The organism is Niallia sp. FSL W8-0635 (assembly GCF_038007965.1).
In the GTDB taxonomy this organism is placed as follows: Bacteria; Bacillota; Bacilli; order Bacillales; family Cytobacillaceae; genus Niallia.
In genome coordinates this window covers 265393-286490 of record NZ_JBBOYD010000001.1, presented here as the reverse complement: position 1 = coordinate 286490, position 21098 = coordinate 265393, and the positions used below count along the sequence as shown (strand labels likewise).

The 21098-nt window shown below is 36.3% G+C and carries 15 protein-coding genes and 2 other annotated features; of the genes, 8 read left to right on the top strand and 7 right to left on the bottom strand.

The window, feature by feature from the left end:
* Positions 1 to 12: 12 nt before the first annotated feature.
* Positions 13 to 996: a DUF3231 family protein gene (locus tag NYE52_RS01540; protein WP_341191458.1), complete on the bottom strand. Its 984-nt coding sequence runs from the start codon at positions 994 to 996 to the stop codon at positions 13 to 15.
* Positions 997 to 1121: 125 nt separating this feature from the next.
* Between NYE52_RS01540 and NYE52_RS01535 the strand changes: the two genes are divergently transcribed.
* The 3 genes from NYE52_RS01535 (at position 1122) to NYE52_RS01525 (ending at position 5101) form a co-directional block, all read left to right on the top strand.
* Positions 1122 to 1958, top strand: coding sequence for a MurR/RpiR family transcriptional regulator (locus tag NYE52_RS01535; protein ID WP_341191457.1), 837 nt, complete (start codon positions 1122 to 1124; stop codon positions 1956 to 1958).
* A gap of 211 nt (positions 1959 to 2169) precedes the next feature.
* Positions 2170 to 3744 (top strand): PTS transporter subunit EIIC, encoded by a 1575-nt coding sequence (locus NYE52_RS01530; protein ID WP_341191456.1) that lies wholly within the window; start codon positions 2170 to 2172, stop codon positions 3742 to 3744.
* A gap of 1 nt (position 3745) precedes the next feature.
* Positions 3746 to 5101 carry a 6-phospho-alpha-glucosidase gene (locus NYE52_RS01525; protein ID WP_341191455.1) on the top strand — a complete coding sequence of 452 codons (1356 nt, stop codon included), beginning with the start codon at positions 3746 to 3748 and terminating at the stop codon, positions 5099 to 5101.
* 150 nt (positions 5102 to 5251) lie between these two features.
* Here the strand turns inward: NYE52_RS01525 and NYE52_RS01520 are convergent, their stop codons facing one another.
* The gene (locus NYE52_RS01520; protein WP_341191454.1) at positions 5252 to 5791 is read right to left on the bottom strand and encodes a recombinase family protein; all 540 of its coding nucleotides are present in this window, start codon (positions 5789 to 5791) and stop codon (positions 5252 to 5254) included.
* 142 nt (positions 5792 to 5933) lie between these two features.
* On the opposite strand from NYE52_RS01520, the gene NYE52_RS01515 reads away from it, so the two are divergent.
* A complete protein-coding gene (locus tag NYE52_RS01515) occupies positions 5934 to 7397 on the top strand; it encodes a SulP family inorganic anion transporter (RefSeq protein WP_341191453.1) in 1464 nt (487 codons plus the stop codon).
* 21 nt (positions 7398 to 7418) lie between these two features.
* Positions 7419 to 7838, top strand: a complete 420-nt coding sequence (locus tag NYE52_RS01510; RefSeq protein WP_341191452.1) for a universal stress protein — start codon at positions 7419 to 7421, stop codon at positions 7836 to 7838.
* Between the two features lie 93 nt (positions 7839 to 7931).
* On the opposite strand, the gene NYE52_RS01505 is transcribed toward NYE52_RS01510, so the two are convergent.
* On the bottom strand, positions 7932 to 8816 hold the full coding sequence (locus tag NYE52_RS01505) for an SMP-30/gluconolactonase/LRE family protein (protein WP_341191451.1): 885 nt from the start codon (positions 8814 to 8816) through the stop codon (positions 7932 to 7934).
* Positions 8817 to 9077: 261 nt separating this feature from the next.
* Positions 9078 to 10373 carry an aspartate--tRNA(Asn) ligase gene (gene aspS / locus NYE52_RS01500; RefSeq protein ID WP_341191450.1) on the bottom strand — a complete coding sequence of 432 codons (1296 nt, stop codon included), beginning with the start codon at positions 10371 to 10373 and terminating at the stop codon, positions 9078 to 9080.
* 294 nt (positions 10374 to 10667) lie between these two features.
* Positions 10668 to 10882: a binding site (T-box leader), on the bottom strand.
* A 141-nt stretch (positions 10883 to 11023) separates the two neighbouring features.
* Here aspS and shc point away from each other — a divergent pair.
* Positions 11024 to 12919: a squalene--hopene cyclase gene (shc, locus tag NYE52_RS01495; RefSeq protein ID WP_341191449.1), complete on the top strand. Its 1896-nt coding sequence runs from the start codon at positions 11024 to 11026 to the stop codon at positions 12917 to 12919.
* Between the two features lie 80 nt (positions 12920 to 12999).
* Here the strand turns inward: shc and NYE52_RS01490 are convergent, their stop codons facing one another.
* The gene (locus NYE52_RS01490; protein ID WP_341191448.1) at positions 13000 to 13428 is read right to left on the bottom strand and encodes a DUF2871 domain-containing protein; all 429 of its coding nucleotides are present in this window, start codon (positions 13426 to 13428) and stop codon (positions 13000 to 13002) included.
* A gap of 188 nt (positions 13429 to 13616) precedes the next feature.
* Positions 13617 to 13864, top strand: a binding site (T-box leader).
* A 78-nt stretch (positions 13865 to 13942) separates the two neighbouring features.
* Between NYE52_RS01490 and ileS the strand changes: the two genes are divergently transcribed.
* Together ileS and NYE52_RS01480 are read left to right on the top strand one after the other, a co-directional pair.
* Positions 13943 to 17035 (top strand): isoleucine--tRNA ligase, encoded by a 3093-nt coding sequence (gene ileS / locus NYE52_RS01485; protein WP_341191447.1) that lies wholly within the window; start codon positions 13943 to 13945, stop codon positions 17033 to 17035.
* Between the two features lie 148 nt (positions 17036 to 17183).
* Positions 17184 to 18362 carry a DHH family phosphoesterase gene (locus tag NYE52_RS01480; RefSeq protein ID WP_341191446.1) on the top strand — a complete coding sequence of 393 codons (1179 nt, stop codon included), beginning with the start codon at positions 17184 to 17186 and terminating at the stop codon, positions 18360 to 18362.
* A 75-nt stretch (positions 18363 to 18437) separates the two neighbouring features.
* On the opposite strand, the gene NYE52_RS01475 is transcribed toward NYE52_RS01480, so the two are convergent.
* Positions 18438 to 18869, bottom strand: a complete 432-nt coding sequence (locus tag NYE52_RS01475; protein ID WP_341191445.1) for a VOC family protein — start codon at positions 18867 to 18869, stop codon at positions 18438 to 18440.
* Between the two features lie 146 nt (positions 18870 to 19015).
* A complete protein-coding gene (locus NYE52_RS01470; protein WP_341191444.1) occupies positions 19016 to 21073 on the bottom strand; it encodes a response regulator in 2058 nt (685 codons plus the stop codon).
* Between the last annotated feature and the right edge of the window lie 25 nt (positions 21074 to 21098).

Here is a 21098-nt window from a genome sequence, read left to right as displayed (position 1 = left end):
CATTCATTATGTTTATCTAGTTGGTGGAGGCTGTTCTATCCAATTATTTTCAATCATCAAATCCGCCCCATCTTTCGCATATTGAGCAATTTCCATCGACAGTCTTTCATAATTGAGTAAAAGGTCACTTCTTTGACTAGCGCCTCCTGCTAATGCATAATTTCCAACTCCAGAAGCACTTAATAAACTAATATGAAACATCATTAATTTATCTGAAAATGTGCGTACAGTAGAATCAGTAATCCCAATATCCGAAGAATTCGGACTTTGAATCCCCTCATCTACTAAAGCATCCACAAACAATTTTAAATGTTTTTGGGAAATCTCTTTTCCCCTGAACATGTATGCTCGTACATCTTTATTAGTGGTGGTTTGTGCAAAGGCTAATGTAATCTTCACCCCCATATTGTTTGTCTGAGAATTCATAAAAAGATGGGAAACCTCTACTGCATTTAAGGGTCTTTTTTTATGAAACAAAGAGAAACCACTTAAATATTTTTTGTTATCTATATAATCAATTTTCTTTGGAATAGAAGTATGAGGTGCCCGAATTAACAATCCCTTTTTTTCTAATATTGCGTTCGTTAAATGATATAGTTTTGAAGTATTATGTAATCCATGATGAAAAAAAGCGATTAAGTCTTCCCTTGTACTCATAGCAAGGAATCCACCGTAAGCAACTAAGCCTGCTTTCGCCATTTGGTTAATATATGCTAGACAAAAGGTTTCTGTAAATAATTTAGGAGCATTGGTATTAACATCTGCTTCTGTAAATCCATGGGGAATGGCGAAATCATCTTTTTGAAAAATTCTTCTAAAATGCTTTTCTTGTTTTTGGGCAAACTGAAAAGAAAAACGAAGTGCATTTGAAATTTCTCGATCCTTTACATGCTGAAGCATATGCGTTAGAACTTGCTTTGACATACAGTTATTCATATACGATGTCCACAGCGAAGCTATTTCTGAGGATGTAAGTTTGATATTTGATTGGGACACGAAGTAAAACCTCCAGAATTTGCATTGTGTTTAGTAGTATTGGCATCCTTTTTGAATTTATGCTTATCCCAATAAAAAAGTAAAACATAAAGCCCTACTTATTCATTATAATAAGAGATACATACATGACGAAAATTATAAAACAAGGAATGATGACAAGCTTGAAAAATATAGATATGCTGTTTCTAGATTATGCAAATGATAAAAATCTATCAGAAGCAGAGAAAGAGATCACCCATTTCCTCATCCAGAAAAAATTAACAGGAGAAACACTAAGTATTCGAGCGGCTGCTAATGACTTATTTGTATCCACTGCAACGATTATCCGACTTTGCAAAAAACTTGGTTTTAGTGGATATAGTGAATTTATTTATAATCTAAATTTAAAAGTTACGAAAATGCTTAATCAAGAAGTAGAGTACGTAGATAGTATTCATCAGCCATTAATAGATGCGGTTACTTCCTTTAAACAAAATTATAAACAAACAATCGATTCTCTAGATGAAACAAGCATTGAACAGTTCCTTGCGCAAATCAATAAAAACAAAATGATCTACTTTTATGGAGCAGGATTTTCCACACTTTTTTCTAGCTATTTTGCAAAAAAACTAGAGCTATTCGGTTATTATGTATCCAACTCAACTACAAGTGACAGCAGAGCTATTTTTCTCAATAATATTCAAAAATACAAATTACTGATTGCCTTTTCGCGCTCAGGTGAAACAGCTAAAGTACTAGAGAAAGTAAAAATTGCAAAGGATAAAGGCGTAAAAACAATCCTTTTTACCGGAAATAATAAAAGCTCAACCGCTAAAATTGCTGATATTGTCTTTACTGTCCTCGATCCTACCATTGAATCGCAACAAGAATTTGAAGTAACTTCTTTTGAATCTAATATGTTTATGCTTATTGATTTACTATTAATCGTCGCAATAAAAAGAGGGATTATTACAGAGTATTGAGGCTTTCTATATGCCTATCTAAAAGAGGATGCTCTTAGAACATCCTCTTTATTACGTTGAATTTACCCTCCTTCAATTATTTGTAACATGTTACAGGATTGAAAGACATAGTACACAATCCATGCAACCCCTTTCAAAACAACCTATTCAATTATATACTTTGATTATCAAAAGATATGACAACGCTTACCAACAAAGGGAGGTTTTATAGATGAAAAAGGTCGTAAATGGTCTGCAGCTCTTCGGTAAATCTTTATTTGCACCAATTCTCATTTTACCGATAATCGGTCTATTTATCGCATTTGGTAATGTTTTCGGAAACGGAAACCTTGCTCAATATATTCCGTTTTTAGAAAATCCACTCATCCAAAATACGGGAAAATTTATTTCGTCCTCTGCAGTATCCATTTTGCAGAATTTAGCTTTAATCTTTGCAGTCGGCATTCCGATTGGCTTAGCTAAAAAAGATAAAGGCTACGCTGCCTTAACCGGGCTAGTAACCTTTGTTATCTTCATAAATGCAATGCATCAAATATTAAATCTAACCGGTCGCTTAGTAGCACCAGAGCAAATGCAATTATCTGGTCAAGCAATGGTATTAAATGTTCAAGTGCTGGAAATGGGAGTATTCTCCGGAATTCTTCTAGGTGCTTTAGTTGGTATTTTGCACAATAAGTATTGTGATACAGAATTCAAAGGTGTTATGGCCATTTATTCGGGACATCGCTTCGTTGCTATTTTAGCTATTCCTAGTGCCATGATCTTAGGCGCACTTGCCGCAGAATTTTGGCCATTTGTCCAAGATGGCATTACAGCAGTTGCAAGCGGCATTAAAAATTTAGGTGTAGTTGGATTACTTATTTATGGATTCTTAGAAAGAATTCTAATCCCAACCGGTCTGCACCACTTAGTCTATACTCCATTCTTGTACACAGAATTAGGTGGAGTTGCAAATATCGGAAACGAAATTATTTATGGAGCTAGAAATATCTATTTTGCCGAAATGGCAGATTCAAGCATTAACGTTTTAAGCAGTACGGTTAACTGGGATGCTCGCGGTTTAAGTAAAATGTTTGGGCTTATGGGAGCAGCACTAGCAATGTACGTAACAGCAGATAAAAAGAAGAAAATAATCGCAAAAGCAATTCTTCTTCCAGCAGCCTTTACCTCCTTCTTACTAGGAGTTACAGAGCCTTTAGAATTCGCTTTCCTTTTCACTGCACCAATCTTGTTTGTCCTACACGCTGTTCTTTCTGGTGTGGGTATGATGCTCTTAAGTATCTTTAACGTACATGCAATTGGCGCAAATGGATTTATTGATTTCTTACTATATAATTTACCGCTTGGAACAACCAAGTCAAACTGGCCAATGTTTATCTTAGTAGGATTATTAATGGCAACTATCTATTTCCTTCTTTTCCGCTTCTTGATTCTTAAATTGAATTTAAAAACACCAGGTCGAGAAGAAGATACTGTAGCAACTGATACAAATCAATTGGCTAATGAAGAAGCAGCTGCATCTAGTGTTGTAGCAAATAATTCGCCATCAGCTCTAGGAGCAACTATTGTCGATGCATTAGGAGGAAAAGCAAATATTGAGAATGTTGATAATTGCTATACAAGATTACGCTTAATTTTAAAAGATCCAAATGCAGTAGATGAACTAACATTAAAACAAACAGGTTCAAAAGGAATTATTAAATCGGGAAATAACGTTCAAGTCGTTTATGGTTTAAATGTCAAATCTGTTCGAGATCAAGTAGACCAACAATTAGGAGGAATTTAAGATGAAAACATATAAATTAGCAGTTGCAGGCGGAGGAAGCACATATACACCAGGAATTATTCGTAGCTTAATGGACCGATTAGAAGATCTACCACTTTCTGAAATTCGCTTCTATGATATTGATGGAGAAAGACAATCGAAAGTAGTCGTAGCTGCAAAGGCTGTTATTGAAGAATATACAGATAAAATTAAAGTAATGGATACAACAGATCCGGAAACAGCTTTTGAAGATGTAGACTTTGTATTCGCTCAAATGAGAGTGGGAAAATATGCAATGCGTGAACTCGATGAAAAAATACCTCTTTCTCATAATGTAGTTGGACAAGAAACTTGTGGACCAGGCGGATTAGCATACGGACTAAGAACCATCTCTCCAATGATTGAGCTTATCGACTATGTAGAAAAATATGCAAAAGAAACCGCATGGATTGTAAACTACTCAAATCCTGCATCCATTGTGGCTGAAGGTGTTCGTAAACTTCGTCCACAATCAAGAGTCTTAAATATTTGTGATATGCCGGTTGCAACAATGCGTAATATTGCAGCAATCCTCGGTGTAGAAAGAGAAGAATTAGACGTTGACTACTTTGGCTTAAACCACTTTGGCTGGTTTACAAGCATCAAAGTTGATGGGGTAGAAAGATTACCAGAGATTCGTGAGCATGTATATAAACATGGTTTACTAACAGAAGATGTTTCAAAAATTGACTATCGTCACGCTGATTCTTCTTGGATTAAAACCTTTAAGAATATTAAACTAATCATGGATCATTTTCCAGAGTATCTGCCGAATCCATATTTACAATACTATCTATTCCCAGACCATATTGTAGAAACTTCAAACAAGGAATACACACGTGCAAACGAAGTAATGGATGGCCGCGAAAAAACATTGTTTGAAACAGTAGATAAATATGAAGAGACAGGTATTTTAGAAGATTCCTTTGCAGTAGGTGTTCACGGAACATTTATTGTAGATGTAACAGTATCTCTTGCTCAAAATCTAGGAAAAAGATATTTAGTAATGGTAGAAAACAATGGAACGATTCCGAACTTGCCAAATGATGCGATGATTGAAGTACCTGCTCTTATTACAAGTGATGGTCCTAAGCCTGAATTTGTTGGAGACATTCCTTACTTCTACAAAGCAATGATTGACCAACAATTGGCATCTGAGAAAATTTTAGTGGAAGCCATTGTGGAAGGTTCTTATGAAAAAGCATTACAAGCATTCACATTAAATAAAACCTTACCTTCTGCTAAAGTAGCAAAAGCAGTCCTTGATGATTTAATCGAAGCAAATAAAGATTTCTGGCCAACATTAACGAAAGAATTTAAAGAAGGCGTATTAGTATAAGAATTTAATAGGAGCTGGGACATAAGCATTCTAGCCCAGGTGAAAGCCAAACAATTACACGAAATTTTGTATGATTGTTTGGCTTTAACTTTGGCCGGAATACTTATGTCCAAGCCTTGTCCTCGTTACCATTTCGGCTATCATCCACCATTAATTCTCTAAATACCTATACAATGTAGACTTACTAATACCAGTTGCTTCTTTAATATCTTTTAAAGTATATTTTTTTGACTGGTACATCTCGATTGCCTTTTTTACATTTTCATCTGCTTTTCTTGGTCTACCACTTGTTTTCCCATGCTTTCTCGCATACTCCATGCCTTTTTTGGTTCGCTCCCGAATAATCTCATTCTGAAATTCTATTAAATGGGATAGCATTTTGGACAACGAATATTCGCTCTTTCTTTCCGTATCTATCTCTTCCTTTACTGTCTGCAAATAGGCACCTTTCTTATCCAGCACTTCTAGCAACTCCATTAAATGCCTGCTAGAATCTGCAATAGTGAATAATTGCCATACAACTATTTTGTCACCATTGGAAAGATTATGAAGTAACGCCAATAACTCTGTTCTATCCTTTGCCGAATCATGCTCTTCTTTATATACTTGTCCACAAATCGGTTCCAGTATCTTAAACTGCTGCTCACAGCTAGTATCTGCAATGGTAGGTCGTATATAACCATATATCATCTTATTGCCTCCAACATTGTCTATTTTAATATTATAGTTAGAAATTCACTGCTTGTAAAAATTTTCCCAAAACATATTCCTTTTTGGGAAAAATCGTGATAGACTACTTTGTATCAAACTGAAAGATATTGAGGTGAATCATTTGATTGAAAAAATAAAAAGGGATTGGTGTTCAAATATCCGTGGAGATATTTTATCTGGAATGGTCGTTGCCCTTGCGTTAATACCAGAGGCAATTGCATTTTCTATTATTGCTGGGGTTGATCCAATGATAGGATTGTACGCCTCCTTTACAATGGCTGTAGTTATCTCGTTTACAGGTGGAAGACCTGGTATGATTTCGGCGGCTACAGGAGCAATGGCACTGTTGATGGGACCATTAGTTAGGGATTACGGATTAGAATATTTATTTGCTGCTACAATCCTTACAGGAGTTATTCAGATTCTTTTCGGCGTATTAAAAATTGCCAAACTAATGAAGTTTATCCCTAGAGCAGTTATGATTGGATTTGTTAATGCTTTAGCTATCTTAATCTTTATGGCACAAGTACCACATCTTATTAACGTAACAAACATCACTTATTTATTTGTAATCATTACGTTATTAATTGTGTATATCTTGCCACGATTTATTAAAGTCATTCCAGCACCGCTAATTGCTATTATTATTTTAACCGCTGTTGCTATTTTTGGAAATGTTAATGTGGCTACTGTTGGTGATTTGGGGAAAATTACGCAATCATTGCCATCTTTCTTTATTCCAAATGTACCGTTTTCCTTTGAAACGTTAGCCATCATTTTTCCATATGCGCTAGCCTTATCGATTGTTGGTCTATTGGAATCCTTATTAACTGCTTCTATCGTAGATGATGCAACAGATACTGATAGCAATAAAAACAGAGAAGCAAGAGGGCAAGGTATTGCCAATATAGTTACAGGCTTCTTTGGCGGAATGGCTGGCTGTGCAATGATTGGTCAATCTGTCATTAATGTAAAATCTGGCGGAAGAGGTAGACTATCTACATTTGTTGCAGGCGTTTTTCTTATGTTCTTGATAATGGTATTAGGAAGTCTCGTTGTACAAATTCCTATGCCTGTCTTAGTCGGAATCATGATTATGGTTTGTATCGGAACCTTTGACTGGTCTTCCTTTAAATATATCGTTACTGCTCCAAAAGGCGACGCACTCGTTATGCTCATAACCGTTATAATTGTTGTAGCAACCGATAATTTATCAATAGGAGTAATTGCCGGGGTAATTTTAAGCGCAGTCTTATTCGCTGCGAAGATTTCCCATGTCAAGATGCATAAACAAGAGACATCCAAAGGCTATAACTATCAAGTGGAAGGACAACTATTTTTTGCCTCTGTCGATAGCTTTGTTCAAGCATTTGATACAACCATTAAAAACAAACAGATTTCTATCGACTTTACTAAATCCCATGTATGGGATGATTCTGCTGTCGGAGCAATTGATAAAATAGCTATAAAGCTAAAGGAAAACCAAAATACAGTCACCATTACAGGCTTAGATTCAGCTAGTAAAAAGATTGTAGATAAGCTTGCAGTCTTCCAAAAATCAAATCCGAAATTATCTGATCACTAATCAGAAAAAGGAGTGTAAACAATGTATTCTACTATTCTTTTAGCGATTGATGGTTCAAAAAATTCCTTAAGAGCAACAGAAGAAGCAGTAAAATTAGCTTCCCTTCAGGAGAACGTGGTAATTACAGTCGTTCATGCCTTAGATATTTCTCAATCGAAATATGATGTATTGCACGCACAAGGAAAGGCTGATATAGAACTTGCTAGGCGAAAAAAATTCGCATCGATAGAAGAATACTTACAATCCAATAACATTGCTTATCAACTATTTTTTCTTCATGGGGAACCCGGTCCTACAATTGTCGAATATGCTAATCAAAACAGCTTCGACCTACTGGTAATTGGCAGTCGTGGTTTAAATTCCTTGCAAGAAATGGTGTTGGGGAGTGTTAGCCATAAAGTGATCAAACGAGTAAAATGTCCAGTATTAGTTGTTAAATAATAAAAGAGAGCTAATCAAAAAGTTTATCCTTTTTCATTAGCTCTCTTTTATTTCCATAGAAATACTTCATGTCCAATTACCAAACATTACGTATTAATGTTGATACAAATAGGTTTTTACTCCTGTTATATCTAGCTTTACCTTATATAATCCTCCTGATTGAGGATACTGTTTTAACTTCTCTTCATCTAAACCAGATCTTGCAGTAGTTATATATAATTCATTTAGTTTTTTTCCTCCAAATGTACAAGAGGTCACATTTGGGGCTGGCAAGAGAATCTCTCTTAGTTTCTCTCCGCTCTCCGGATTCCATCTAGACACTCTTCCTCCGCCATAATGAGCAATCCATAGCATTCCTTGGCTATCGATTGTCATACCATCTGGGAATCCTTCTTCCTTGGAAAAATCAATAATCTGTTTTGCTTTTCCTAAATCTCCTGCCTCCACATCATATTCATATCGAGTTACTGTTTGAGCAGGTGTATCAATATGGTATAGATATTCATTATTACTTGTCCATGCCATGCCATTCGAAATGCTCAAATGACTTATTTTTTCCGTCCATTTCCCTTCGTTATCCAGACAGTACAGTGCCGCATCTTTCTTCTTGCCATCTCTACACATTGTCCCTGCCCATAAACGACCGTAAGCATCACATTTCCCATCATTAAAACGATTATGTTCTAAATCTCGCTCTGGATCGCCAATAAACTTTAGTTGCTCTGTTTCTATATTTAAAATATGAAAACCGTTATCTAATGTAACAATAAATTCCGTATCTTTTTTTATACAAGGGATTATAGCCGATACTTCTCGTTCTAGTTGAATCTGTTTGTGCTTACCAGAAATATGGTTATACATATGTACTTTTTTTCCTTCAATATCTACCCAATATAAAATATTGTTTCTAAAATCCCAGCATGGCCCTTCTCCAAGCACTGCTTTTGCATCCAGTACTAATTCTAGCTCATCTAGCATATGTTTCCCCCTCCAACTATGTATAAATCTATCTCCTTGTTATATACCTTTTCTATATAGAAAAGAAACCCATCTTATTAAAATTATCTAAATTTTTTTAAGATATACTAGTTTTTACGTTTCAACTAGCAAAATCTAGGATATTATTAATAATACAACTAGCTCCTTATTGTAATGTAGCTCTGCTTTGGTTATGTTTTCAAAACATTTCTCCAAATTAATCTACGAATGTACAATAAGGGGCTAGTTTTATCTTTCCTTTTATGGAATAAGCCTGTCACAGTCTCTCGGAAACGCACTTGCTTCGCGAATATTCCCTAATCCTAAAAACTTCATTATGATCCGTTCTAAACCAATCCCGAATCCTCCATGTGGTGGAATCGCATATGCAAAGGAATCAATATACGCCTTAAATTCCTTTGGATTTAGTCCCTTTTCTTTAAATGAATCTATTAGCTCTGCTTGGCGATGAATTCTTTGTCCTCCAGAAGTAATTTCACTCCCTTTATATAAAAGGTCAAAGGAGTCAGTTAGCTCAGGGTTTTCCTTATTCGGCATGGTGTACATCGGTCGTGTTGCTCTCGGATAGTTGGTGATAAAAACAAAATCACTTCCATGCTTCTCCCTTATAAAGCTTCCGATACATCTTTCCCCTTCTGTGTTTAAATCTCCTTCTGGAGAATCCTTGTGATACTTCTCCTTTAATAGCTTCTGTGCTTCCGCTAATGTCATTTTAGGAATCTCGTTTATTACTGGTACTTCGACCTGAAGTATGTCTAACTGCTTCTGACAATTTTTCTTTATATATTGAAAAGCATATTGAAGAACCCGTTTCTCCATCTCCATTACTTCATCCACATTTTCAATGAATCCAATCTCTACATCTAACGAAATATATTCATTTAAATGCCTAGAAGAATTATGCTCTTCCGCCCTGTATACAGGGGCAATTTCAAACACTCGTTCAAATCCTGCACCAACCATCATTTGTTTATAAAATTGAGGGGATTGAGCTAAATAAGCATTTTTATCAAAATAGCTAAAGGTAAAAACATTTGCCCCGCCTTCTGCCCCTTGTGAAACGATTTTTGGAGTGAAAATTCGGGTAAAGCCTTCTTTCATGAGAAAATCTGCAAAGCCTTTTACAAACATGGATTGAATGGTAAAAATAGCATTTATTTGTTCCTGTCTTAAAGATAAAACGCGATGATTTAATAAATGATCTAATCCTACATTTATTTTTTTCTTATTTATTTCAAATGGCAAAGAATCAGCCTCAGCCAGTACTATTAGTTCATTTACTTGAAGTTCTACTCCATTTGCTGTTTTATCTGTTTTTACAAGGATTCCGGTTACTTGAACGACACTTTCTGTCTCTATTTTCAATTGATTCTGCTCCTGCTCTAACACACATTGCAGCACTCCTGTGCGGTCTCTCAATAATAAGAAACCGACCTTTCCTAGCTGGCGAATTTTCTTCACCCATCCCTTTAAAACAACCTCTTCCCCGATAAATTGTTCGCACTCAGAGATGAGTACCCTTTTTGAAGATTCCATATCATTATTCCTCCTATAGTTTGTAAATTTTTTCGATTCATATCGTTATCATCATCGTCATCCACGGTACTCACCTCCTTAAAAGAAAAGCGCAGGGCACCCGTTTAGGGGTGTGTGGGGTGGAGCGACCTTTCCTTAGATAAAGGATACACGAAAAGCGATAGCGATTCGATGTTGACTTATCGAAGGAACGGTCGGGAAGCCCATCAGCCCCTGGGTGCCCGGAGCTAGACAATTATGTTATGCCTGCGCTAGTAAAATTCATCTCAAATAACAACAAAAATCCGCCCCTATAAAAGGGACGGATTTTACCGCGGTACCACCCAAATTGTTCCATAAAGAAACCACTTGTATCATAACGGTGATAGCCGGTTACCTCTACTAGTATAAACGTTCAAAGTAACACTCACAGATGTCTTCACCTAAGGCTTTAACACAATCTTTTCAGCTGCCGACTGCTCTCTTTCGAAAAAGTTTCTTAGGTTACTCCTTCTGATCAACATGTTCGCTCAATTAAATTATGTTTTATTATATTCCTCTCCTCTTCCAATTTCAACCACTAAAAAAAGAAAATATAAATATTTCTGAACATGACTTTCCTTACGTTGCATAAAGTTTACTAATACGACGTTCCATTTGAGGTGATCTTATTGAATACATTTCTCCAATCGGTTGAAAAAGAACAACAAAAACGCATCCAAGAGCTTGTCAAACTACAGCATTCGGACGGTTCTTTTCATTTTCGATTTCAAGGAAGCTTAATGACTGATGCTTTTTATATCATCACTATTCGAGCATTAAACATTCAGACAGAAGAAGAGCATATCCATCTTTTAGCAAAAACATTGCGTGCTACCCAGCATAAAGAAGGCTATTGGAAAGCATATCTCGATGAACCAAATGGCCATCTGTCTGCAACCATTATTGCTTACACTGCTCTATTATATTCTGGTCTTTACTCGAAGGAAGACAAACAAATGCAGAAAGCAAAAGCGTTTATTTTAAAGAATGGAGGCCTGGCGAAGGCCCATTTTATGATAAAATGGATGCTTTCCGTGAATGGTCTTTATCCATGGTCCCATATGATATACATTCCGATGACATTTTTGCTTTTGCCAACCTTTCAGCCTATTAATTTCTATCAATTTAGCGCCTATGCTCGGATTCACTTTATTCCGATGTTAATAGCAGCTAATAAAAAATTCACTATCCAAACCAAAACTAAGCCACAATTAGATGATTTATTTGCAAGAGATATAGCCCTTTATCCATCCTATGATCACCTAGAAGACGAGCGATCTCCCCTTACATTTCTATGGAAAGAAATGAAACGAATCGGAAAGTTTCCAGCCTATCTTCATCACTTAGGCTTTCAATATGGAGAAAAATACATGATGGATCGTTTAGAAGAGGATGGAACACTTTACAGTTATGCAAGCGCAACTTTCTTTATGATTTATGCTTTGCTTGCCCTTGGCTATAATAAGAATTCCCCTGTTATACAAAAAGCAATAGCTGGTCTCACATCCCTCATAGATAAAAAGGGGGAGCTAAACCACTTGGAGAATTCTACTAGTACCGTTTGGGATACAGGATTAATTAGCTATACTTTACAGCAAGCAGGCCAGTCTACTGATTCGATTACGATAAAGAAAGCAACCAATTATTTGCTAACAAAACAACATACAAAAAAAGGAGATTGGCAGGTTCATAATCCAAATACGGAACCTGGAGGATGGGGGTTCTCTGATATTAACACAAATAACCCAGATAATGATGATACTTCAGCTGTTTTACGAGCCTTAACCGCAACTGCCTCCACAAACAAAACTGTTCATCATGCTTGGCAAAAGGGCACAAACTATTTATTATCCATGCAAAATAAAGATGGAGGGTGGGGCGCCTTTGAAAAAAATACCGATTGGGAAATACTCAAATTGGTCCCGATTGATAATGCAAGGGATGCCGCAATCGACCCTTCTACTGCTGATTTAACTGGAAGAGTACTAGAATACTTAGGAAACTTTGCCCATCTAAACTACACACATCCTCATGTAAAACAGGCCATAAGTTGGTTAATTGATCATCAAGAAAAAGATGGCTCTTGGTATGGCAGATGGGGTGTTTGTTATATTTATGGTACTTGGGCAGCACTTACGGGGTTAACAGCAGTTGGTATCAAAGCAAATCATCCAGCAATCAAGAAGGCAATTGCTTGGTTGAAAAAAACCCAACACTCAAATGGTGGGTGGGGAGAGTCGTGCAGGAGCTGTGAAAAGTTAACCTATGTGTCTCTACCATTTAGTACAGACTCCCAAACTGCTTGGGCTGTTGATGCCTTAATCGCGGCTGGAGAAAGCGAAAGCAAAGAAGTGAAAAGGGGAATCCATTACTTATTAGAAGAAAAAAAGGAGAAACATGCCATTACTTATCCGACAGGTATTGGGTTACCAAAACAGTTCTATATTTATTATCATAGCTATAATAAGATTTTTCCTTTATTGGCTCTTTCCCATTATATAAACGATGGAAAAATAGAGAAGTAACTATTTAATCAAGGAATCTAGAATGTTTTTTTCCGAAGTTAACTTGAAGTTCATTTAAGCTTCGGAAAAACACCTTTTTCCTACTTCGTTCTAATATTCTCGCTATGATTCTTTCTCAAAAGAAGGAAAAACATTACTAAACCAATCGTAACAGAAATATGCCCTAATCCGGCAATTCCAGAGATGGAAGAATCTAAACCAGTTGATAAATCATACTCTAATACTTGCAAGGTCCCTCTAATAATCATTAAAGTAATCGTTGATAAAACACCAATATTATAAAAATAAAAGAATACGTCAAAATTTTTAAGTGTATGAATTTTCATCGTATAACAGAATAAATAGACGATTAACATAATCATCATTCCTAAAGCAAACGAGTGAGTATGAACAACAGAAAGCTGGGTTTCCCCTGTGAAATCTCTCATTTTCGTAAACTCTCTATAGTAAACACCACTAACTAAACCTATAATTGCATAAAAGAGGGCTATGTTTAATACTTTCTTCATTATCTCTACTTCCTTTCAAACCTAATAACCACTACCTACCATTCTAACAAAATCCCAATCCTGATACTATGACAGTTTTGTGGCTAAAAAATCCTATTTATCGAGCTTTTTTTCTTTACTAAATCTAGGCAAATGTCTCTTGAATTTCCCATGTAAAAGTGCTATCCTATACAAAACATTCCAATTCATAGAAATCAATGAAGAGAAAAAGTATGTTTTGTGTCCCTTTTAGCGAGCTGGGTATGGTGAAAGCCAGTAAGGAAAACGAAACAGAAAAATCATCTCTGAGATGCAAGGCTGAACAATTAGTAAGTCTTGACGGATTTCCACCGTTAAAAGGAACACGTATGATAGTACGTTGACTAAGCGCTGTTTGCTTTTTGCCAAACAGAATTTGGGTGGTAACGCGGGTTATGATAATACACTCGTCCCTTACTTTAGGGACGGGTGTTTTTTATTTCCTAAAAATATCTTTCTATACTGGAATGTTTATTTAATAAATGGAGGGATATAGATGGAAAAACAAAAAGAAACAGACAGAGCTCGTGAAAAAAGAATCCTCGCCTTTTGGGAAAAAGAACAGATTTTTCAAAAATCAGTCGAACAGCGCAAAAACCATGACTCCTTTGTTTTTTACGAAGGACCGCCAACGGCCAACGGTCTTCCACACGTCGGCCATGCACTCGGTAGAACCATCAAAGATATCATCGCCCGCTTTCAAACAATGAACGGTAAACAAGTCATTCGCAAAGCAGGTTGGGATACACATGGACTCCCTGTTGAATTAGGGGTCGAAAAGGCACTCGGAATTTCGGGAAAACAAGAAATCGAGAAATACGGCGTCATTCCTTTTATCGAAAAATGTAAAGAGAGTGTATTCTCCTATGAAAAACAATGGAAAACCTTTACAAATGAATTAGGGTATTGGGTTGATATGGATCACCCCTATATGACCATGAGTAATAAATACATCGAATCGGTTTGGAATATCCTTGGTACGATTCACGAAAAAGGCTGGTTATATAAAGGGCACCGTGTCTCTCCATACTGCCCAAGCTGCCAAACCTCCTTGAGCTCACATGAGGTAGCCCAAGGATATAAAGATGTAAAGGACTTGAGCGCAACAGTTAAATTTAAGCTAGTCACAAAAGAAAACGAATATGTACTCGGTTGGACAACGACTCCTTGGACATTGCCAGCAAACGTCGCCTTAGCGGTTCACAAAGATTTAGATTATGTTAGGGTAAAAGTAGGGGAAGAAATATTCATCGTTGCAAAAGATAGATTACAGCCGGTAATCGGCTTAGAAGGAGAAGTCCTAGAAACTTTGAAGGGTTCAGCATTAGTAGGACTTTCCTATACAGCACCATTTTCATACGTTCAAGTGGAAAAAGGGCACACCATTCATCATGGCGATTTCGTCATAAATGATAGCGGAACAGGCATTGTCCATATCGCTCCAGCTTACGGAGAGGATGACTATCGTCTTGTGCAAACAAACAATCTTTCTTTTGTTCATGTAGTGGATGAAAGGGGAAGATACAAGGAAAGCATTACACCATTAGCCGGTTCCTTTGTAAAAGACGGGAAGGTTGATGTAGAAATAATCAAACTGCTCCATCAAAAAGGACTGTTATTTCATAAAGAGAAGTATGAACATTCTTACCCACATTGCTGGCGCTGTGATACAGCGCTTTTGTATTATGCTACAGAAAGCTGGTTTATTAAAACAACTGCAGCAAAGGAAATGCTGATTGCTAAAAATCAAGAAGTAACTTGGTACCCTGACCATATAAAAGATGGACGTTTTGGAAATTTCCTCGATGGTTTAGTCGATTGGAATATAAGCAGGAATCGATATTGGGGAACTCCATTAAATGTTTGGAAATGTACTTCTTGTCATAAGGAAGTCGCTCCAAAAAGTTTGGAACATGTTAGACAATATGCTAAAACACCCTTTGGTGATTTAGAATTGCATAAACCATATGTTGATGAACTTGTCTTTACTTGTCCATCGTGCAGTGGAGATATGTACCGGACACCAGAGGTTATTGATGTATGGTTTGATAGTGGCTCCATGCCATTTGCCCAATATCATACCCCCTTTGAAAATAGCGAATTGTTTCAACAACAATTTCCAGCAGATGTAGTAGTAGAGGGCATTGATCAAACAAGAGGATGGTTTTATTCCCTTTTAGCAGTATCAATCCTTTATTCGGGAGAAGCCCCGTACAAAAACGTCCTTGCTACAGGGCATGTATTAGATGAACACGGACAAAAAATGTCCAAAAGCAAAGGCAATGCTCTAAATCCAGTCGAGCTTATCCAAACATATGGTGCAGATGCCCTGCGGTGGGCTCTTGTTGTAGATAGCGCTCCATGGAACCAAAAAAGATTCTCAGAAAAAAATGTCCAAGAAGCAAAATCAAAAATGGTTGATACATTCTTAAGTTTATTTCATTTCTACTCTTTATACGCGGAGATTGATCACTTTGACCCTACATTGCCAAAGGTCAAAAACATTCCTATCATGGATCGCTGGATTCTCTCTCGATTAGCAACCACGAGCGCTATAGTACAAACAGAGATGGAACAATATCAACTGACCAACGCAGCCAGAAAAATGGGCGAATTAATGGATGACGTAAGCAATTGGTATATTCGCAGAAATCGAGAACGATTTTGGATAGCAGGAATGCCAGAAGACAAAGTTTCTGCTTTTCAAACACTTTATACCGTATTAATTCACTTATCACAATTGCTAGCTCCTTTTATTCCTTTCACTTCTGAAAGCATTCATCTTGCCTTAACAGGGAAAAGTGTCCATCTAACTAACTTCCCTTCTACTATTTCAGGATGGAGAGAAATGCAATTAGAGGGGAAAATGGAAAAAGTGAAAGAAGTAGTGGAGCTAGGGAGAAGTCTTCGCCACCGCTATCAAATAAAAACAAAACAACCGTTAGCAACCTTACTGATAGTTTCAGCAAACACTATCGAGGATAACGAGTTTATACAGTATGAATCGATTATAAAAGATGAACTGAATGTAAAACACATTAACTGGGTAGATTCTGCGGATGATTACATTCAATATTCCTTAAAGCTTGACTTTAAAAAAGCAGGACCAAAGCTAGGAAGAAATGTAAAGAACGCCAAAAATCTGTTACAAAATGCTACGGAAGAACAGATAAATTTCTTTATAAATAAAGGATATTTAACTTTCCAACTAGAAAATAAAGATAGTATTACCTTAACAAAAGAAGAAATAATACTCTATAGAAAGACGAATTTACCTGGTTACCAAGAAGCGTCTAATAAACATTTCACCGTGATGCTTGATACTACCATTACAGAAGCATTAAAAAAAGAGGGCAACATCCGGGAACTTATTCGCTCTATCCAGGATTTACGGAAAGAAAGCAATCTGCCTATTGATAAAAAAATTGATTTATATATCGATAGCTCTCCAACATTTATTAAAACGATTATGGAATATCATTTTCTTATCCATAAAGGCATTATTCTCCATCAGCTTTTCTTTGAGAGAATAGAGAGAATGAAAGAAATTCAAATAGACGGCGAAAATGTATACATTGGGTTAAAATAAAAAAGCTTAAGGTGGTCTCAAAGCTAGGTAAAAAACCTATTTGAGACACCTTTTTTCTTATCGTTTATCTATTTTTCTAAAACAAATTAGCTGTTAGCTGTTCTATTTTTCCCATATTAGATTATACTATTGGGCAGGGGTGAAAAAAATGTACAAACTATTATCACATAATGACCTTGATGGGGTCGGCTGTGGCATTATTGCAAAGCTTGCTTTCGGAGAAGACGTAGAAATTCGTTATAATTCCGTTTCTTTTCTGAACCTAGAAGTAGAAAAGTTCTTAGATCAAAAAATAGAAGATACTTTTCTCTTTATAACGGATCTTTCTGTTAATGAAGAAAATACGATTCGACTAGATGACTATTATAAAAAAGGTGGTAAAGTACAACTTATTGACCATCATAAGACAGCTCTTCATTTAAATGATTTTGAATGGGGATATGTATCCGTTCAAGATGAAAATGGCACATTAACAAGCGCCACTTCTTTATTGTATGAATATCTAGTAAAAAATGAGTATATGGCTCCCACTCCTGCTATTGCAGAATTCGTCGAGTTGGTAAGACAATATGATACTTGGGACTGGGAAAGAAATAATAATCTAGCAGCGCAACGCTTAAATGCACTTTTTTATCTAATTTCTTTTGATGAATTTGTGGAAAAAATGGTAACACGCTTGCAAGCAAGTGAGCATTTCTTTTTTGATGAACTAGAAGTACAAATACTAGATATGGAAGAAAAGAAAATCGACCGTTACATTCGCCGAAAAAGACGGGAACTTGTCCAAAAAGAGATTGACGGTTTATATGCCGGCGTTGTCTATGCCGAACAATACCATTCTGAGTTAGGGAATGAGCTTGGAAAGGAATATCCTCATTTAGATTACATAGCAATTGTTAATATCGGCGGAAAAAAACTTGGTTTCCGTACGATTCATGATCATGTCGATGTATCAAAGGTGGCAGGCACATATGGCGGCGGCGGTCATGTCAAGGCATCTGGCTGTAACTTAACAGATAAAGCCTACCAAAATTACTGCCTAGATACTTTTGCATTAGAACCACTCCGAGAGGATCCGAAAAAGAACGAATATAATAAAAAGGACTCTCCACTTGGAACCCTTTTTGAAAATAAACAAGATGAAGTGTTCTTCCTTTATCAAGTGAGCAAAAACCAATGGGCAATCAACCATAAGAAAACAAAGCTCCAACAAACATTCTCTACCTTCTTGCAAGGAGAAATCTTCCTACGCAGAAACTATGGAGTATGGCTTGCAAGAGATGACAAATACATTCGTTACGTAATGGACTTTGTAAAGCATAAATAATAGGTCAAAAAACCAATGGAGAAAATACCATTGGTTTTTTGTTACAGTTAAACGGGTGCCATCCGCTTTTCTTCTTTAAAATTCAATCATTGCTCCTCTTTCATCAAATATAGAACTCGGATTCCAAGCTACTTCCCAGAGATTATTTTCTGGATCAGCGAAATAGGAAGTTCTTCCACCCCAGAAAGCATCACTTGGCTCTCTGAGAATTTTCCCACCTGCCTCTTTCACCTTTTCCATCACACTATCTACTTCTGCTGGAGTATTCACATTAATAGCAAAAGTAACCCCTCTAAAACCTTCCAGCGGGCTTTGAAGCTCCACCCCAGCATCCTTCGCCAATTCCTCTAGAGGAAACAACGTTAATAATACACCAGCCGTCTTAAAAATAGCATATACATCGGAGCTTGATTCCGTTTCCTCCCAACCGAGAAGTTGATAAAACTTGCGCAATTCCGGTAATTTTAAAGCCCCTAAAGTAAGCAACGAAATCCTTTGTGGAACCATTTAAAACCCTCACCTTCTTGTTCCTTTTACTTCTAATTTCGATCGACTTATAAAAAATCCCTTTAAAAAAATATTATAATAAAATAAATAACGTAGATTTTCCAACAAAAAAAGAAAAATAGAAGAACTGCTAGCTAAGCCAATTCCTATTTTCCTTCTTCTATTTCAAAGTATACAGAGAATTTCGTACCATTCTCACTTGTCTGAACCTTTATTCTTGCCCTATGACGCTCTGCAATTCGATAACACACGGCAAGACCTAGTCCTGTACCATTATCCTTTGTTGTAAAAAAAGGCGTCCCTAGTTTTTTTAATATTTCCTCATCAATCCCATTGCCACTATCGATTATTTCTAAGACAAGGTGCTTTTCCTCACAGAATGTCCTTATTGTCAGAATTCCTTCTGCCTCCATTGCCTCTAAACCGTTTAAAGCAAGATTAAGCAAAAGCTGCCTTATTTCTTTCTCATCCAAATAGAGTTCTGGACAAACCCCCAATTGGAGATTAACTTTTTTCCCAGTCAATAAAGCCTCTGCATTAATTAATGGGTAGATAATTTCAATAACTTTATTTAATGAATATAGTCTCTTGTCGCTCGTCTTGTTTTTAGCTAATGTAAGAAATTCTTTAATAATCTTATTTGCACGATCTAGTTCATCAATCATTAATTCCATATGCTCTAATGATAAGTTAGCCGGATTAGATTTTCCAATTTGTAAGAATCCATGAACTGTTGTCATCGGATTTCTAATTTCATGAGCGATTCCAGCAGCCATTTCTCCAACTAGATTCAATTGGTCTAGTCTCGCCATTTCTTTTTCAAAAGCCATTCTTTCTGTTATATCATTTAATACAATTAATACACAATTTTTATTCTTAATCGTGATTATTTCGGTAGATAATAATCCTTGCTTCTGTTCCCCACTTTTTATCGTGAAAAAGACTCTTTGGTTTTTTAAAGGTAATTCCCAGTCTCCTTCAGGAAAACTCTCTTCTATACCATTTACATCTTTGAAAATTTCCCAATGATAGCTTTCTTTCTTTAGCTCTTCAATCGTATAACCTGTACTTTTCACCCAGTTTTTATTTACAGCAATAAAAGTAGGATCTTGTAGGGAACGTATCGCCATCAAGCATGGACTTGCTTCAAATATTTGCCTAAATCGTCCTTCTGACAGCATTAAATCATCTGTTACCTTTGATTTTTCCTCGCGTTCTCTATGTAACTTATGATTCATGGAAAGTAGCTCTAACGTTCTCTCTTCCACGGCATGTTCTAGTTGATCAACCTGTTGCTTTCTTAATAACTCTACTTCTTTTCTTTCCGATATGTCTCGAATTGTACAAACAAATAGTTGATAATCCTCCACCATTGCATCCCCAATGTATATATCAACAGGAAAAACAATATTGTTCTTCCGCTTGGCTTTGGCTTCTATCATTCTGCCAATAAAACTTGGAACTAACATATCAAATGTAATAGGTGTCTCGCCAGAAATCTCTGTTTCAATAGAATGCAAGAGAACTTCCATAGAAGAACCAATTAAATCATCTTCTACATAACCAAACATTCTTCTCACACTTGGATTAACACTAATAATGGTCCCTTCTTCATCGAAGGTAACAATCGTATCCTGCAAAGCCTTCTGTAGGATAGACGAAAATACTGCATTCTTAGTCAAATCCAATTTGGTTATTCTTAGTTCTTTATCCATTTTTTCTAATTCAGATGTTGTTTGCCAGTTCATCTCATGAAGGCTTTTCGTATGACTTTCATAGATTTGCACAAACTGAGCCACTTTGCTTTTCAAGGCGTCTGGATTAAAAGGTTTTACTATATAATCAATTGCTCCTACTTGATATCCTTGCATAATATGTTGAATATCTTGACTAATAGCGGTTATGAAAATAATAGGAATATGGCGTGATTTTTTTCGTTCTTTAATCAATTTTGCTGTTTCAAACCCATTCAGCCCCGGCATTTGGACATCAAGCAGAATAACAGCAAAATCATATGTCAAAATGAATTTTAATGCTTCTTCGCCTGATTTAGCAAAAACTAAATGATAACGAGGATTATTTAACACCGCTTCTAGAGCCAATAGGTTTTCTTGTAAATCATCTACCATTAAAATATAGATTGGTTCCGATACTGAAGCAGATAGTTTTCTCTTTTGTTCTATAGATTGAGCCGAATACTGCATAAATATATGAAGCCTCCTATCTATT

Bases quoted from the DNA above. Each gene is read 5' to 3' on its own strand.
- NYE52_RS01535 (WP_341191457.1), top strand. From the start codon at position 1,122: ATGACGAAAATTATAAAACAAGGAATGATGACAAGCTTGAAAAATATA.
- ileS (WP_341191447.1), top strand. From the start codon at position 13,943: ATGGAAAAACAAAAAGAAACAGACAGAGCTCGTGAAAAAAGAATCCTC.
- NYE52_RS01510 (WP_341191452.1), top strand. From the start codon at position 7,419: ATGTATTCTACTATTCTTTTAGCGATTGATGGTTCAAAAAATTCCTTA.
- NYE52_RS01505 (WP_341191451.1), bottom strand. From the start codon at position 8,816: ATGCTAGATGAGCTAGAATTAGTACTGGATGCAAAAGCAGTGCTTGGA.
- NYE52_RS01470 (WP_341191444.1), bottom strand. From the start codon at position 21,073: ATGCAGTATTCGGCTCAATCTATAGAACAAAAGAGAAAACTATCTGCT.
- NYE52_RS01530 (WP_341191456.1), top strand. From the start codon at position 2,170: ATGAAAAAGGTCGTAAATGGTCTGCAGCTCTTCGGTAAATCTTTATTT.
- aspS (WP_341191450.1), bottom strand. From the start codon at position 10,373: ATGGAATCTTCAAAAAGGGTACTCATCTCTGAGTGCGAACAATTTATC.
- NYE52_RS01475 (WP_341191445.1), bottom strand. From the start codon at position 18,869: ATGGTTCCACAAAGGATTTCGTTGCTTACTTTAGGGGCTTTAAAATTA.
- NYE52_RS01490 (WP_341191448.1), bottom strand. From the start codon at position 13,428: ATGAAGAAAGTATTAAACATAGCCCTCTTTTATGCAATTATAGGTTTA.
- NYE52_RS01520 (WP_341191454.1), bottom strand. From the start codon at position 5,791: ATGATATATGGTTATATACGACCTACCATTGCAGATACTAGCTGTGAG.
- NYE52_RS01525 (WP_341191455.1), top strand. From the start codon at position 3,746: ATGAAAACATATAAATTAGCAGTTGCAGGCGGAGGAAGCACATATACA.
- NYE52_RS01480 (WP_341191446.1), top strand. From the start codon at position 17,184: ATGTACAAACTATTATCACATAATGACCTTGATGGGGTCGGCTGTGGC.